This is a genomic window from Demequina silvatica (genome assembly GCF_000971215.1).
Classification (GTDB): domain Bacteria; phylum Actinomycetota; class Actinomycetes; order Actinomycetales; family Demequinaceae; genus Demequina; species Demequina silvatica.
Genome location: NZ_BBMA01000002.1, coordinates 637886 through 652226 on the forward strand (window position 1 = coordinate 637886; position 14341 = coordinate 652226).

Sequence of the window (14341 nt, forward strand, 5' to 3'; positions counted from 1 at the left end):
GGACTCGATGAAGGGTGGACACGTGGGCTGGTTCAGCAGGAGCTCCGATGATTCCGAGGACTGGACTACCGAATGCCGGTACTGCGGTGGTGTGGCAGTGAACTCGAACTTCTGCAGTTCCGCTTGCAGCACTGCACAGTGGGAAGAAGAGGATCGAGCGAGCAGGGGCCGAGTCAATACTGATCCGAATTGCCCTGCGTGCGGCGGAGCGGGCTCGTGCCAGCTCTGCGAAGACGCCGCCGAGTAGGCAAGTCGCCTCCGACGCCGCTCTGCGGGGAAGGGTGGGCCGCCGTGCTCGCAGGCCCCGCCCACGCCTAGTCTTCGCGCAGCGCGACCGTATGTAAGCGTGCTCGCGTGCAAGCAACATAGATCTTCCGGTGCATGTCGTTGTCCACGCTCAGGCCACCAGCGAGCGCTCGCGCCTCGGCGTCGCTGAGGCATACACCGACGGCGGGCCACTCGCCCCCTTTGGCCTGATGCGTGGTCATGCCGAGGACCGGTCGCGCGGGCGTCGAGATTCGCGGCTGGATGAGCCCGAGACGCTGGGTGTAAACCCAGTGGGGCTTCCTGAGTTCCCGAGGCGAGACGGTCTTGATGACTTCGACTAGTGCGGTATAGGCGGCCTTCTCGGCCGTCTTGCCTCCGGGCGCTAGCATTTCGATGACTCGTTGCAGGCCTGGAGCGAGTCGCTGCGGTACGTCTGGGTCTTGAATGTTGAGAGCCGCGAGCGCGTCTCGGAGGTATGTAGCGTCGTTATCGAGGATGTTTCGCGTGACGTGGTTAAGAAGAATCGTTGCGGCGGCCTCTTCATAGGTGCCCTTGAACGACTGAAATGCAAGTGGGAGCACACGATCACCGAGGCTCCATAGGTCCTTCCATCGCAGTGCTAGGACCACGTCAACCTCCGAGCGACTAGCGGGAAGCGCAACGCCTGTTCCCTCGCGTAGCGCTTTGGCGAGGTTGCTCTGTTCCGATGTCTGCCAACGGAACGACCGCGTTAGCGGAAAAGTGCTGATCTCGGCCCGTTCGATCAGTTCCCTCACCATCTCCGGTCGGGCACCGCGAAACATGTACAGCGCTTGCCAGGGGTCACCGACGAGTGTGATCGCGACGCCAGCCGCCAGAGCGCGATCGATGATTGCGATGTCGAGCTCGTTCGCATCGAAGACCTCGTCAACGATGAGTGCCCTCATGGTCTCGCCCAGTCGCTGCTGGATGTACGAGGCGAGGGAAGGCACTTTCAGTGCCAGTGCAATGACGGTTCGGACGTCCTGGTGGGTGCAAATGCCCTGCATCAAGTGGGCTCGCACTTCTTGGGGAGGAGCTTTGAGCGCGCTTTCCGGCAAGAACGTCAATTGGAACTCGAGCCTGCCGTCAACGAGATGGATCTCGCACTGCGATCGCGTCATGACGGTTCCAGAGCACGACGATGCCCAACTGTCGCGCACGTCGAGCGTGATGTTGCCGTCGGGCCACAACGCGACAGAATTCGGCCAAGTGACAAGCCGAGAGCTGAGCAGGTCGTGGAGCAGTCCCGCCATGATGGTGTCGAGGGTGACAACGCGATGCGGCCAATCCTGCGCGGCGTTGCCCCAGATCCGTCGCACTCTCCGACGCAGGTTGTGCGTGGCCGCGCGTGTGAAACTCACCGCGACTACGGCGCGACGGTCGGATCGGTGGCTGGGAGAGAACCGCAGGACGCCGAACCTCTGGGCGGATACGGTGGTCTTTCCCGTGCCGGGTCCTGCCTCGATGTAGATGTTCTGGGTCGCCGATCCAGCCGCGACGAGTTGCTCTTCAGTTAGGTCGCGGAGGGCCCCAGAGGTGGCTGGCGGCGTCTTCATGCGCCGGTGCGCGTCGCGTCGGGCGGGCCGTCGTCTTCGACGGGGTCAGCATCGCGACCGCCGTAAAGGAACTCAAGCACCCGAGAGATCGGCGCTGGCACCTCTACAGGGGTGCCGAGGATCTCACGTGCGATGCGCACGCGACCGGCAAACGCCTCTGCGAACTCTCCCTTGCGTCCTGCGGCCCGGCCAGCCGCGATGACCCCGTCACCGTCCTTGTGCCGACCGCGAAACAGGTCTCGGATGGCTTCAGGTGTGACCTCGTCGGGTGCAGCGACGCCAATATCCGCGAGGGCGTCCGCCACCAAGGTTTCGTTGCCGGAAGTCAGTTCGGGCTCGAGCGTGGGGTGGTTGTGTTCAACGAGGAGGACCTCTGCGTCGTGATCGGACGCCCAACTCGGCTCGGTGGGCACCGCGCCGAACTCAAGATCGCTGTCGCGCAAGACCGCGATGCGCGTGCAGAGTTCGTGCCCGCGGGTCGCGAGGAGGCGCACCGCCCACGGCCCGACCTTGGTGCCCATGGGAACGAGCGTGAGGGCGTCGATGAACGCCTGCTTGTCCTCGTCGTCAGCTGCCCAGACTCGTCCGAGCTCGCGCAGCACCGCCGCCTCTGTCACTCCCTCCACTAGGAGGACACGGTCGGCGAAGAGGGATGCGGAACGGCTTGCATCGAGATGGAGGCGGGTCTTCCGCAATACATCGTCGGCGTCCGTCAGGGGGATATCGGCCACGGTGCGGCAAACGCGCTGCCCGCGTTCGTCGCGCCGCACGATGACCATCTCTGTTGGATCACACGATGCGAGGATGTCCGTGGAGTGACTCGACAGGATGACCTGCAACTCGGGACGCAGTTCGACCTGCCGGCGAAGGTAGCGAACGAGGGCGTGCTGCAGTTGAGGGTGCAGGTGGGCCTCGGGCTCTTCGATCACGAGCGTCACGTGGAATGCAGAGTCGGGGAAGAACGAGTCCTCGATGCTCTCGCTCTCCGCCCGCGCCTGCCTGATGGCTTCCTCGGCGGCGAGGGTCTCTTCTAGGTGCTCGTGGCCGGACTCCTCGGGCGAAACTTCGTCAGGCGTTGGCTCAGCCCTTGGCGAGGGATCGGGGATCGCTGCGAGCGTCACCGCGATGTGCAGCAGGTTGACGTAGCCCAACCCCACAACTTCGAGCGGTAGCGCATTGGTCCTACCCTCGGTCGTCGACAGCATGAGCTCGAGCACCCGCGCGAGGTAGCGGTCGTCAATGACTTGCCCGCGGATGTGCGGCCAGTTGCGGGAGACGCCGGCCGACAGCGCGCGCAACTGTTCGCCGACGCGGTCCTCGAGTCCGACGAGCAGGTCGTCGGTCGCAAGCTCCTCAAGAAGCCCCGAGGCCTTGCGGCGCAACTCCGACAGGTCGCGTCCGCGCCCGAGGTTCTGCTGCCCTGCCCGCAGGAGTTCAATGAGAATACGAGTCTCGCGTCGAGCGAGTTCGTCAAGCGGGTTGCGCCAAGCCGGCAGATGCACCAAAAGCGTTCGCTCCTCGATCGCCCTCAACTGATCATCGACGGGCCTCGCGCGGATCGTGCCCAGGTCCCTGTGGAGGGTCTTCTCCCAGGTTGCCGCCACGGTGCCAGGTGCCTCGCGGCCGCTCTGAGCTTGGAGTTGCCGGCCAAGCGGCCCTTCGCCCGCCGTGTCGAGTGCGAACTTGTACTCGATTTGGAGGTCTCGATCCCCACTCCCCAGGGCGGATGCGGAGTGTCGAGGGAGCAGCGGGAAGCGCTTCGCGTGTCCCAGGTAGATCGCGTCGGCGAGTGTCGTCTTACCTCCGCCGTTCGCCCCAGCGATGACCGTGAAGCGCCCGGGAAGGTGGACCTCCAACGGCTCGTCGGCAGCCCCGCGAAGGCCGCGCACACGAACTCGACTCAGGTGCATGAACGGGCCTCCTACTGTCGGCTACGGAACGGCTTCTCCCGGCGCGTGGTCCGGGAATGTGTCATCCCGAGACTGCCACGGACGCGGGTCCCGTGACTCCAACGCGACAGCGCGCCGTGGGACGGCCGTGGGAAATCGCACCGACCACCGTGGGAAACGGACATCCGACCCTGGGTGTCACCCCAGGTACCAGGATTGTCCGAACCACCCACCACGAGAATGGCCCCGGCTCCCCGGGGCCTGCTTTATCGTGCGCGCTTCGGAGTGGGGATCAGGCCGCGAGTCATCCCACGAGTTGGGCGTCCGTCCCCCGCACCATCGCCTGCGTCACCTCATCGATCGAGCTGAACCGCTCACCGCCGGCGTCGGCGAGGAGGACCGGCAGGGTGCCCCCGTCCCCGCTCGACGCCGCGAGGCCCTCCCCGTTCCACAGGAGCGGGCACCACGACGCGTCGGCAACGCAGCGGTACGTCTCACCGTCGGGGTCGCCCGTCGGAACGAGCGCGAGCACCAGGTCCTCGTCGGGGATGAGGACATCGCGCTGGTCGCGCAGCGCGTGGTCTCCGGAGAACTGGTGGATGAACTCGACCCTCAGTATGCGTTCACCGTCGGCGGGATCGACGGTGGCGGTGAGGACCTGGCCGCCGTAAACGGCCTCGGGGGTGGCCGGGTCGGGCGTGGCGAACGTCGCCGCCGACACTTCGATCGCGGAGATGCGTCCCGTCACCACGATGTCGGCTCGGTCGGCGAGCTCGGCCAGGTCGTCGACGGGATCGCCCTCGAGCGCCTGGGTGGATCCCAGGACGTCGGACAACGGCCGGGCGTGTTCACGGGGTCCGTTGGCGCATCCCGCAACGAGCAGCACTGACATCGCCGTGACCGCGAGCGTGCTCCCCCAATGACGCATGTGTTCCCCCCAGGTGTGAGTGAGCTCCGCCGCGCCCGCGGGTCAAGCGCAACATAGCAGGTATGACGCCACGCCATCGCCGCGTCGGAGCGCTCCTGCCCCCTCCCGGGGCGTCCGGTCCTGTACCTTGCGGCGGGGGTGCCGCGTACGTGCCGGGCGTGGCGCACATACGAGGAGGGTCGATGCATCGCAGCAGCCGAGGCCGATCGCCCGCGCCGACCCACGTGAGGGGCGAGTAGGTGCTTCCCGAGCTCTCCGCAGCGGCATGGGTGCTCCTCGCCGCCGCGGCGGCGGTGGTCGGCATCTCCAAGACCGCGCTGCCGGGCGCGTCCACCCTGGCGATCGCCGCGTTCGCGGCGGTGCTGCCGGCACGTCAGTCGACCGGCACCCTGCTGGTGCTGCTCATCGTCGGCGACATGTTCGCGCTGTGGGCGTACCGCCGCCACGCCGACTGGAACGCCCTGATCCGCCTGGTGCCCGCGGTGATCGCCGGAGTCCTGGCGGGCGTGGCGTTCCTGGCGCTCGCGAACGACGCCGCGGTGCGGCGGGTGATCGGGGTGACGCTCCTGCTCCTGATCGCATTCACGCTGTGGAGGCGCCGAGCCGGCGCTCGGAGCACGCCCCACGGAGGGCGGATCCTCTACGGCACCCTGGGCGGCTTCACCACGATGGTCGCGAACGCCGGCGGTCCCGTCATGTCGATGTACTTCCTCGCGGCCCGGCTGCCCGTCAAGACCTTCCTGGGGACCGCGGCCTGGTTCTTCGCGATCGTGAACATCGCGAAGCTGCCCTTCTCGATCTCGCTCGGCCTGCTCACGCCGGCGGGGGTGCTGCTGGACCTGGTGCTCGTCCCCGCGGTGCTCGCGGGCGCCGTCTGCGGCAGGATGCTCGCCGAGCGCATCGATCAGGAGGTCTTCGACCGCGTCGTCATCGTCCTCACCGTCATCGGGGCCCTCTATCTGGTGATCTGAGCCTCGCCGGCGTCACCGCCGCAGCATCACCACGTCGAAGTGCTCCTGCCCGCCCACCATGTAGGTGCGGCGCCCGACCACCTCGAACCCGGCCTTCGCGTAGAACGCCTGCGCCCGCGCGTTCGCGACGTTGGTGCCCAGCCACGTGGACAGGTCGCCGTGGGTGGACGATGCCCGGGCCAGGGCGGCCTCGAGCAGCGTGCGGGCCGCTCCGCCTCCCTGGGCGGCGGAGCGCACGTAGATCTTCGACAGCTCGTGGACGCGCGCGGTGTCCACCCCGACCCCCGCCAGCGTCTCCGAGGTCCCCGCGTCCTCGCATCGTCCCGTGACGATCAGGGCGTAGCCCTGGACCCCCGCTGCGTCCTCCGCGACCACCACGGTCGCCGCGGGGTCCGCGACCCATCCCGTGAACGCCGGCACGCCCAGGCGGTCGCGCACGTGGACGCGGATGGCCTCCGGGTCGGTGTCCGGCGGGCAGGCCAGCGGGAAGGTCTCGGCGGCGACGGCGACCAGCGCCGGCACGTCCGCGCCGGTGGCCTCACGCGCCACCAGGGTGGAGGTCACGGGCGGCTCAGTGCCCGCCGGCGGCGATGTACGCGATCGCGCCCACCACGGCGAGCGCCGCGATCCCGAAGCACAGGCCGCCCAGGATCTTGCGGAAGGTGGGGATGTGCCCCTCCTCGTCGCGGGCTCCGGGGCCCTCGACGGCGCGGACGCCCAGCGCGAACAGCGTCGGCAGGCCGGCGCCCACGATCAGGCCCCACAGGACGATGTTCCCCAGCGCGTCCCATTCGATGTACTGGCTCATCGCATGCCCTTCACCTTGCGGCGCTTGCCCTTCTTGGACACGCGCATGAGCTTCATGTTGTGGTCGACCACCGACTCGGCGAGGATCGACTCGTTGTCCTCCTGGGGCGCCCACTCGTCGTTGACGTTGTGGTGGCCCACGGGCTCCTTCTTGGACATGTACCAGATGGCGCCCGACACGGCGATCAGCGCGCCGAACACCACGAACGACCCGACGCCCCCGCCGACCACGGCGCCCAGGCCGTAGGCTGCGGCGCCCACCAGGCCCGCGCACGGGACGGTGATGAGCCACGCGAGGAACATGCGGCCCGCGACGGACCAGCGCACCGAGGCGCCCTTCATGCCCACGCCCGAGCCCAGGATCGAGCCGGTCGCGACGTGCGTGGTGGACAGCGAGTAGCCGAAGTGGCTGGACAGCAGGATCACCGCGGCGGAGGAGGTCTCCGCGGCCATGCCCTGGCGCGACTCGAGCTCGACCAGGCCCTTGCCCAGCGTGCGGATCACGCGCCAGCCGCCCAGGTACGTGCCCAGCGCCATCGCGAGGGCGCAGGACAGGATCACCCAGAACGGGACGCCCGAGTCCTCGGGGACGGCGCCCGCGGCGATCAGCGCGAGCAGGATGATGCCCATCGACTTCTGCGCGTCGTTGGTGCCGTGCGCGAGCGAGACCAGCGAGGCGGACCCGATCTGACCCCAGCGGAACAGGCGGTCGTTGCTGTCCTGCTCGACATCGCGGGTGAACCGCGTCACCAGGCGCGTGCCCACCGAGGCGACGGCGATCGCGACGATCGGGGCGATCAGCGCGGGGATGAGCACCTTCGAGATGAGGCCGTCCCACAGCACCCCCTGCGCGCCCGCGGCGGCGAGCACGGCGCCCACCACTCCGCCGATCAGCGCATGCGAGGAGCTCGATGGCAGCCCCAACAGCCATGTCACGAGGTTCCAGATGATGCCGCCGGCCAGGCCGGCGAGCACCACGCCCAGCGTCACCACGTCCGCGTCCACGATCCCGGTCGCGATGGTCGCCGCGACGGTGAGCGACAGGAACGCGCCCACGAGGTTGAGGGAGGCGGACAGCAGGACTGCCTGCTTGGGCTTGAGTGCGCGGGTGGCGATGGACGTGGCCATCGCGTTCCCGGTGTCGTGGAAGCCGTTGGTGAAGTCGAACGCGAGTGCGGTCGCGACTACCACCAGAAGGAGGAGGGACTCGGTCACGGGCTCCATTGTGACGGTTTCTCGGGGGTGGTGTGTGGGCACATCGTCACGGAGTGCCCCTGGGGGCACCCTTCGGGTGTCCCCTTTCGCGTCGCATGGCCCATCTAGGAGGGACGATGCGCGGCGTGAGTCCTACGTCACGTCACCGTCGACGTAGAGCCAGGTTCCGTTCTCCCGCACGAACCTGCTGGTCTCGCGCAGCGCGTCCATCGCGAGCACCCCCGCGGCGTGGTGCGCGACGAAGGTGACGGTCCCCGCATCGTCCCCCTCGAGGCCGCCCGTGGCGGCCAGGACCTCCAGGCCGCGCCACTCGACGTCCTCGAGGCCCGCGGCGAGGTCCAGCGGGCGGGTCGACGGGTGCCACGTGCGCGCGAGGTAGTCCGCGTCGCGGCGCACGTACGCGGTGTAGCGGGAGCGCATGAGCGCCTCCGCGGTGGGGGCGTCAGCCTCCCCGCGCAGGTAGGGGCGGCAGCACTCGGCGAAGGCCGTCCCCGAGCCGCACGGGCAGGCGGCGGCCATCAGCGCGACCCCGCCGGCGCGGCCTCGAGCGCGCGGGTGACGGCGGCGGTGAAGCCGTCGACGTCCTCCGCGGTGGTGTCCCACGCGCACATCCAGCGCGCCTCGACGGTGCCGGGCGTCGCGCCGGGCTGCCAGTCGTAGAAGCGGAAGTCCGCGCGCACGGCGTCGGCGGAGGCCTGCGGCAGCTCGACGAACACCGCGTTGGACTCGGTGTCCTGCGTGAAACGCAGGGCGCCCGCGGCCTCGAGCGGCGCGAGCGCTGCGCGCAGGCGCGTGGCCATCGCGTTGGCGTGACGGGCGTTGCGCAGCCACAGCGCGTCGCCCGCGAGGTCCGTGGCGGTGAGCAGCGTGGTGAGCTGCGTGGAGACGTAGCGCATCTTGGAGCCCAGCTGCATGGTCTGCTTGCGCAGGTACGGGAGGTCGTGCGCGAGCGAGTCACGGAGGTCCTCCGCGAGGACCACCACGGCCTCGCCGAGCATGGCGCCGTTCTTGGTGCCGCCGAAGGACAGCACGTCCGCGCCGGCGGTGGCCTCGCGCAGGCTCACCCCGAGCGCGGCCGCGGCGTTCGCGATGCGCGCGCCGTCGAGGTGGACGCGCATGCCGAGCTCGTGCGCGGCGTACGTGAGCTCCGCCATCTGCTCGAGCGAGTAGACGGTGCCGAGCTCCGTGGACTGCGTGACGGACAGCACCACGGGCTGCGCGCGGTGCTCGTCGCCCAGGTCGCCGGCGTAGCGCGCGAGCTGATCCGCGGAGATGCGGCCGTCCGTCGAGGGCAGCGGCAGGATCTTCAGCCCGCCCACGCGCTCGGGGGCGCCGTTCTCGTCGACGTTGATGTGCGCGTGCTCCGAGGCGACGATCCCGCCCCAGCGGGGGCTGAGCGCCATGAGTGACACGATGTTCGCGCCGGTGCCGTTGAACACCGGGAAGCCGAGCGCTTGATCGCCGAACGTGGAGGCGATGGCCGCGTCGAAGGCCGCGGTGGCGGCGTCGGCGCCGTAGGCCACGTCATGACCGGCGTTGGCCTGGGCCAGGGCCGCCATGATCTCGGGGTGGACGGAGGCGTAGTTGTCGGACGCGAAATGGACGGTGCGGTTCACCTCTGAAGTCTGTCACGGCATGGTCTGGGTGCCGTCCCGGCGCCGTCCCGAATTCGCTCAGCACGGTCGGGCCCGCGACACGCCGGGCCGAGCCGCCCGGACCGGCCGACACGCCGCATCGTCCCCGGTGAGTCCGTGCGCAGCGAACTCGGGGCGGTCAGAGGTCGCGGACCCAGCGCTTCCCCTGCGTCCGGAAGCCCACCTTGCGGATGTACTCCCGGTCGAGCGCCTCGTGGGTCTCGATCTCCACGCGCCGGAAGCCCGCCGCCGTGAGCACGCCGGAGTCGCGGTAGACGAACTCGCCCGGCGTGAAGTCCCGGAACCGCGGCTTGACCCAGTCGAGCTCGACCAGGCCGGTGCCGCCGCCCTCGTCGCGCACGGCGACCACGCCCACGGCCTCGTCGCCGCGCGTCACCAGGAAGGTCGCGCGCCGCGCCGCGCCCAGGGCCCGCGCGGTGAAGTCGGGCTGGTGCGCCGCGATGTCCTTCGCGTGCACCGCGAGGACGTGCTGGAGGAACGGGTCCTCCGGGTCCACGGGGAGCACCTTGTACACGCCCGGGTCGTGACGCTCGCGGTTGAGCCGGATGATCCAGTACGTGTTGATGATGCTGATCGCGAGGTTCATCGCGAAGAACGGCCAGATCCCGATCACGCCGTTGTAGACCGTCGCGAGCAGCGATCCGATGAGGTTCATCCACCGGAAGCGCATCACGCGTGACTGCGTGAGCGAGACCACCACCAGGATGGTGCCCGCCCAGCCGATGACCTCGAGCACGGTGTCCATGGCTCCCAGCCTAGGCGCCTTCCAGGGACGATGCGGCGGTTGCGCGGGCACCGGCGTACCCTCGCAGGATGGCCGAGTCGGTGCGGGTGGACGCGTGGGTGTGGGCGGTGCGCCTGTACAAGACGCGGTCGCAGGCCACCGCCGCCTGCCGCGCCGGCCACGTGCGCATCGACGGCGAGCGGGCCAAGCCGGCGCAGAAGGTGGGCGTCGGCAGCATGGTCGAGGTGCGCGGCGGCGAGCGCGTGCGCATCGCCGAGGTGCGCCAGCTGCTCACCAAGCGCGTGGGAGCGCCCGTCGCGGCGGCCGCGTTCATCGATCACAGCCCGCCGCCGCCGCCCAAGGAGCTCGCGACCGCCTTCGGGGTACGCGACCGCGGCGCCGGCCGGCCCACCAAGCGCGAGCGGCGCGAGATCGACCGGCTGCGCGGCCGCAGCTCCCGCTGACGGTCCTCGCCGCACCTGGTAGACCGGGAGGGTGAGCACGCATCGGGAGCTCGAGGTCAAGCTGGAGGCGCCTCGCGGCTGGGAGCCGCCCGCGCTGCCGACCCCGGAGCTCCGCGCCGCAGGCGTCGCCGCCGCGGTTGCGCTCGACCCCCTCGAGCTCGACGCGCTCTACGTCGACACCGCGGCGCACCATCTACTGCGCCGCGGCGTCACCCTGCGCCGCCGCACCGGCGACGACGAGCCCGGCTGGCACCTCAAACTCCCCGCCGCCGACGGCTCGCGCACCGAGATCCAGCGCCCCCTCGACGCCGGCGCGGGCGACGCGCCGCCGCGCGATCTCTCGTGGCTGGTCGCGGGCCTCGCGCTGGGCGAGCCGCTGGTGCCGGTCGCGCGCCTGCGCACCCGCCGCGCGGTGACGGACCTGCGCGACGCCGCGGGCGCCTCGCTCGCCGTCGTCGCGCGCGACCGCGTCTCCGCAACCGTCCCGCCCACCTCCGACGGCGCCACCGCGTGGGAGGAGATCGAGGTCGAGGCCACCGGCGGGGACGATGCGCTGGTGGGCCTGGCCGTCGACGTCCTGGTGGGCGCGGGGGCGGCCCTGGCTGCGGCGCCCTCGAAGCTCGCGCGGGTGCTGCCCGGCGCGGCGCCGCCGGCCGGCCTCGCGGTGGACGGGACTCTGGCGGGCGCGACGGCGGCGGATGCGGCCGCGGGCGACGTGGTGCTCGCCTACCTGCGGGCGCAGGTGGAGGAGCTGATGGGGCGCGACCCCGCGGTCCGGCTGGACGGCCCCGACGCGGTGCATCGCGCGCGGATCGCGACCCGGCGGATCCGGGCCACGCTCGCCACGTTCCGGCCGCTGGTCGACCAGGACGTCACGGAGCCGCTGCGCGACGACCTCCGCTGGTGGGGCGGCGTCCTGGGGGTCGCGCGCGACGCCGAGGTGCGCCGCGACCGGCTCGTCGCCGCGGTCGACGGCCTCGCGGGCACGCTGGTGCACGGCCCCGCCCGCGCGGACCTGGTCGAGGGCGCGGCCGCCGAGTACCGCGCCGCGTGGCGTCTGGTGATCGAGGCGATGCGCGGCGAGCGGTACCTGGCGATGCTGCGCGCCCTCGACGCGTTCGTGGCGGCGCCTTCGCTCACCCCACGCGCGGCGCTGCCGGCCGCGCAGGAGCTCCCGCGGCTGGTGCGCCGGTCCTGGCGACGGGTGAGGCGGCGTCACCGCGCGGCGTTCGCCGCGGAGGCCGCGCATCGCGACGAGCGTCTGCATGAGCTGCGCAAGGCGGCCAAGCGCGCCCGCTACGCGGCGGAGGCCGCCGCGCCGGCCGTCGGGCATCGGGCGGGCCGGTTCGCCCGCCGGCTCGACCGGGTGCAGGACGCGCTCGGCACCCATCGCGACGCGACCGTGCTCGCGGACCGCCTCCGCGCCGCCGCGATCGAGGCGCCCGAGCCGACCTTCACCTACGGAGTCCTCGCCGCGGGCGAGCTCGCCCGCGCCCGCCACGCGCTCGACGCCCATGCGGACGCGTGGCGTCGCGCGTCTCGCAGCCGCGTGCACGGCTGGACCAGGCCGGACCATGACCCCGCCCGCGGCACGGGATGATGGCGTCATGACCTCGCCGTACCGGATCATGACCGTCTGCACCGGCAACATCTGCCGCTCCCCGATCGCCGAGGTGGTCCTCAAGGCGCGCCTCGCGGACGCCGGCCTGCGCGACCGGGTCGAGGTGTGGTCCACGGGCGTGAGCTCCGAGGAGCACGGCAACCCGATCGACCGGCGCGCGGCCGCGGTGCTGCGCGAGGCCGGCTACACGGTGCCGCGCCGCGCGGCCCGCCGCGTCACCGCGGCCGACCTGGGCGGCGCCGACCTGGTGCTCGCGATGACGTCCGGCCACGCGCGCCGGCTGCGCGACCTCACCGACCGCCCGGTGATCCGCATGTACCGCGAGTTCGACCCCGAGGCCCCGGCGATCGACGGCCTCGCCGACGAGCACCGCCTCGACATCGACGACCCCTGGTACGGCGGGATGGAGGACTTCCGCACCACGCTCGCGCAGGTCGAGGCGGGCGCGGACGGCGTGGTCGTGGAGGTGCGCCGCGCCCTCGGCGAGCGGTGACGCGCCCGCTCGGCCCGCGCATCGTCCCTCCTATCGGGGGCATCGTGGCGCTCCGGTGGTGAAGCCCTCCCGCGGGGTGTAATCCGGACCGCTGGAGGCGACGCCGCACGCGCGCCGCGACGGAGGGGGGCTGCGATGGCCCACGGCGACCACCCGATCGAGGCGCTCGCCCCGCGCTCGCGGATGTACCAGGGGCCGTTCGGGCGGCTGTTCCCCGACCTGCCGGCCTGGCCGCCGGGCGCGATGACGGACGCGCAGGCGGACGTGCGGTTCTCCGCGCTCGCCCGCACCATGGTCGAGCGGCCGGGCCGCACCCCGGTGGCGATCGCGCAGGCGGCCAAGGACCGCGACTCGTTCGACGGGACGCTGCCGGCGGGCTACACGTACTTCGGGCAGTTCGTGGACCACGACATCACGTTCGACCCCGCGTCGAGCCTGGTCCGCGCCAACGACCCGAACGGCCTGCTCAACTTTCGCACCCCGCGCCTGGACCTCGACAACCTGTACGGGCGCGGCCCGGTGGACCAGCCGTACCTGTTCCACCGCGGGCGGTTCGTGATGGGTGCGATCGTGAACTCCAGGGGCAAGCCGATCCGCGTGCCGGGGCTGGGCACCGCGAAGGACCCGGTGTTCTTCGCGGACCTGCCGCGCAACCCGCACGGCCGGGCGATCATCGGGGACCCGCGCAACGACGAGAACGTGATCGTCAGCCAGCTCCAGGCGGCGTTCTTGCTCGCGCACAACGCCCTGGTGGACCGCGCGGTCGAGGCCGGCGCGAACCTCGGCACCGCGTTCGAGAGGGCCCGGCGCACGCTGCGCTGGCTCTACCAGTGGATCGTGTGGCACGACTACCTGCGCCGCATCTGCGAGCCCGCCGTGTGGGAGAACGCGCTGCGCATCGGGGCGCCCGACGCGACCGGGCGGCGCCCCGTCACGCTGGGCTTCAAGGACCTCTACGCGTGGAAGCAGCAGCCGTTCATGCCGGTCGAGTTCTCGGTGGCGGCGTATCGGTTCGGGCACTCGATGATCCGCACCGAGTACCGCACCAACCTCGCGCGCGGCATCGACGCCCACGTGCCGATCTTCGCCTCGGCCGCCGGCGCCGACGACCTCCGCGGCGGCGGCCCCGTGCCGCTCGAGAACGCGATCGAGTGGGACTGGTTCCTGCCGATGGAGACGTCCGCAGGCGAGGCGGGCTTCCCGCAGCGCGCCCACCGGATCGACACCAAGGTGTCCAACTCGCTCGCCGCGCTCCCCGACGGCAACGCGCCGCTGCCCATGCGCAACCTCAAGCGCGGCTGGCGCTTCGGGCTGCCCTCCGGCAGCGACGTCGCGCGGGCGCTCGGCGTCAGCCCCGTCGCGATCGATCCGGACCACGACGCGCTGTGGCTCTACGTCCTCACGGAGGCGCAGGCGATGGCGGGCGGGCGGCGGCTGGGGACGGTCGGCTCGACCATCGTCGCCGCGACCATCGCGGGGCTGCTCAAGGGCGACCCCGGATCGTGGCTCACGGTCGACCCCGCCTGGACCCCCGACTCCGACCCGCTGCTGAGGCCCCGCGACAACCGCGACGGCCGCGCGGACAACCCCGAGCACCCGTGGACGCTCGCGTCGATCATCCGCATCGCCGGGGTGCCGTTCTCGGCGGGGCCGTTCGGCACCGCGGCCGGGCTCCCGGGCGGCGAGTAGCGGGCGACCCGGGTACGGCGCCCGGCCCGCGCATCGTCCCT

Annotated in this window: 14 protein-coding genes; 5 read left to right on the forward strand and 9 right to left on the reverse strand. The window is 71.3% G+C overall.

The window, feature by feature from the left end; genetic code table 11:
• Positions 1–314 precede the first annotated feature (314 nt).
• The 3 genes from AOM05_RS03010 to AOM05_RS03020 all read right to left on the reverse strand — a co-directional run bounded on the left by AOM05_RS03010 (position 315) and on the right by AOM05_RS03020 (position 4568).
• Positions 315–1844, reverse strand: a complete 1530-nt coding sequence (locus AOM05_RS03010) for a UvrD-helicase domain-containing protein (protein WP_082097211.1) — start codon at positions 1842–1844, stop codon at positions 315–317.
• Positions 1841–3754 (reverse strand): ATP-dependent nuclease, encoded by a 1914-nt coding sequence (locus tag AOM05_RS03015; RefSeq protein WP_082097212.1) that lies wholly within the window; start codon positions 3752–3754, stop codon positions 1841–1843. The genes AOM05_RS03010 and AOM05_RS03015 overlap by 4 nt, the downstream gene beginning before the upstream one ends.
• A gap of 283 nt (positions 3755–4037) precedes the next feature.
• Entirely contained in the window at positions 4038–4568 is a 531-nt protein-coding gene (locus AOM05_RS03020) for a hypothetical protein (RefSeq protein WP_062519305.1), read from the reverse strand.
• 332 nt (positions 4569–4900) lie between these two features.
• Between AOM05_RS03020 and AOM05_RS03025 the strand changes: the two genes are divergently transcribed.
• Positions 4901–5632, forward strand: coding sequence for a sulfite exporter TauE/SafE family protein (locus tag AOM05_RS03025; protein WP_062519307.1), 732 nt, complete (start codon positions 4901–4903; stop codon positions 5630–5632).
• A gap of 12 nt (positions 5633–5644) precedes the next feature.
• Here AOM05_RS03025 and AOM05_RS03030 read toward each other — a convergent pair whose 3' ends face one another.
• The 6 genes from AOM05_RS03030 to AOM05_RS03055 form a co-directional block, all read right to left on the reverse strand.
• The gene (locus tag AOM05_RS03030) at positions 5645–6196 is read right to left on the reverse strand and encodes a GNAT family N-acetyltransferase (protein WP_062519309.1); all 552 of its coding nucleotides are present in this window, start codon (positions 6194–6196) and stop codon (positions 5645–5647) included.
• A gap of 7 nt (positions 6197–6203) precedes the next feature.
• Positions 6204–6440: a hypothetical protein gene (locus tag AOM05_RS03035; RefSeq protein WP_062290510.1), complete on the reverse strand. Its 237-nt coding sequence runs from the start codon at positions 6438–6440 to the stop codon at positions 6204–6206.
• Positions 6437–7654: an inorganic phosphate transporter gene (locus AOM05_RS03040; RefSeq protein WP_439644554.1), complete on the reverse strand. Its 1218-nt coding sequence runs from the start codon at positions 7652–7654 to the stop codon at positions 6437–6439. Before AOM05_RS03040 ends, AOM05_RS03035 begins: the two co-directional genes overlap by 4 nt.
• A 132-nt stretch (positions 7655–7786) precedes the next feature.
• A complete protein-coding gene (locus AOM05_RS03045) occupies positions 7787–8173 on the reverse strand; it encodes a YchJ family protein (protein WP_062519311.1) in 387 nt (128 codons plus the stop codon).
• Entirely contained in the window at positions 8173–9270 is a 1098-nt protein-coding gene (locus AOM05_RS03050) for a threonine aldolase family protein (protein ID WP_062519313.1), read from the reverse strand. Before AOM05_RS03050 ends, AOM05_RS03045 begins: the two co-directional genes overlap by 1 nt.
• 157 nt (positions 9271–9427) lie before the next feature.
• Entirely contained in the window at positions 9428–10054 is a 627-nt protein-coding gene (locus AOM05_RS03055) for a hypothetical protein (RefSeq protein ID WP_062519315.1), read from the reverse strand.
• A 68-nt stretch (positions 10055–10122) separates the two neighbouring features.
• Between AOM05_RS03055 and AOM05_RS03060 the strand changes: the two genes are divergently transcribed.
• The 4 genes from AOM05_RS03060 (at position 10123) to AOM05_RS03075 (ending at position 14300) form a co-directional block, all read left to right on the forward strand.
• The gene (locus AOM05_RS03060; RefSeq protein WP_062519317.1) at positions 10123–10497 is read left to right on the forward strand and encodes an RNA-binding S4 domain-containing protein; all 375 of its coding nucleotides are present in this window, start codon (positions 10123–10125) and stop codon (positions 10495–10497) included.
• A 31-nt stretch (positions 10498–10528) separates the two neighbouring features.
• On the forward strand, positions 10529–12097 hold the full coding sequence (locus tag AOM05_RS03065) for a CYTH and CHAD domain-containing protein (protein WP_062519319.1): 1569 nt from the start codon (positions 10529–10531) through the stop codon (positions 12095–12097).
• Positions 12098–12104: 7 nt separating this feature from the next.
• Positions 12105–12611, forward strand: coding sequence for a low molecular weight protein-tyrosine-phosphatase (locus tag AOM05_RS03070; RefSeq protein ID WP_062519321.1), 507 nt, complete (start codon positions 12105–12107; stop codon positions 12609–12611).
• A 135-nt stretch (positions 12612–12746) separates the two neighbouring features.
• Entirely contained in the window at positions 12747–14300 is a 1554-nt protein-coding gene (locus tag AOM05_RS03075) for a peroxidase family protein (RefSeq protein ID WP_062519323.1), read from the forward strand.
• Positions 14301–14341 lie beyond the last annotated feature (41 nt).

Bases quoted from the DNA above. Each gene is read 5' to 3' on its own strand.
- AOM05_RS03010 (WP_082097211.1), bottom strand. From the start codon at position 1,844: ATGAAGACGCCGCCAGCCACCTCTGGGGCCCTCCGCGACCTAACTGAA.
- AOM05_RS03015 (WP_082097212.1), bottom strand. From the start codon at position 3,754: ATGCACCTGAGTCGAGTTCGTGTGCGCGGCCTTCGCGGGGCTGCCGAC.
- AOM05_RS03035 (WP_062290510.1), bottom strand. From the start codon at position 6,440: ATGAGCCAGTACATCGAATGGGACGCGCTGGGGAACATCGTCCTGTGG.
- AOM05_RS03045 (WP_062519311.1), bottom strand. From the start codon at position 8,173: ATGGCCGCCGCCTGCCCGTGCGGCTCGGGGACGGCCTTCGCCGAGTGC.
- AOM05_RS03055 (WP_062519315.1), bottom strand. From the start codon at position 10,054: ATGGACACCGTGCTCGAGGTCATCGGCTGGGCGGGCACCATCCTGGTG.
- AOM05_RS03060 (WP_062519317.1), top strand. From the start codon at position 10,123: ATGGCCGAGTCGGTGCGGGTGGACGCGTGGGTGTGGGCGGTGCGCCTG.
- AOM05_RS03070 (WP_062519321.1), top strand. From the start codon at position 12,105: ATGACCTCGCCGTACCGGATCATGACCGTCTGCACCGGCAACATCTGC.
- AOM05_RS03075 (WP_062519323.1), top strand. From the start codon at position 12,747: ATGGCCCACGGCGACCACCCGATCGAGGCGCTCGCCCCGCGCTCGCGG.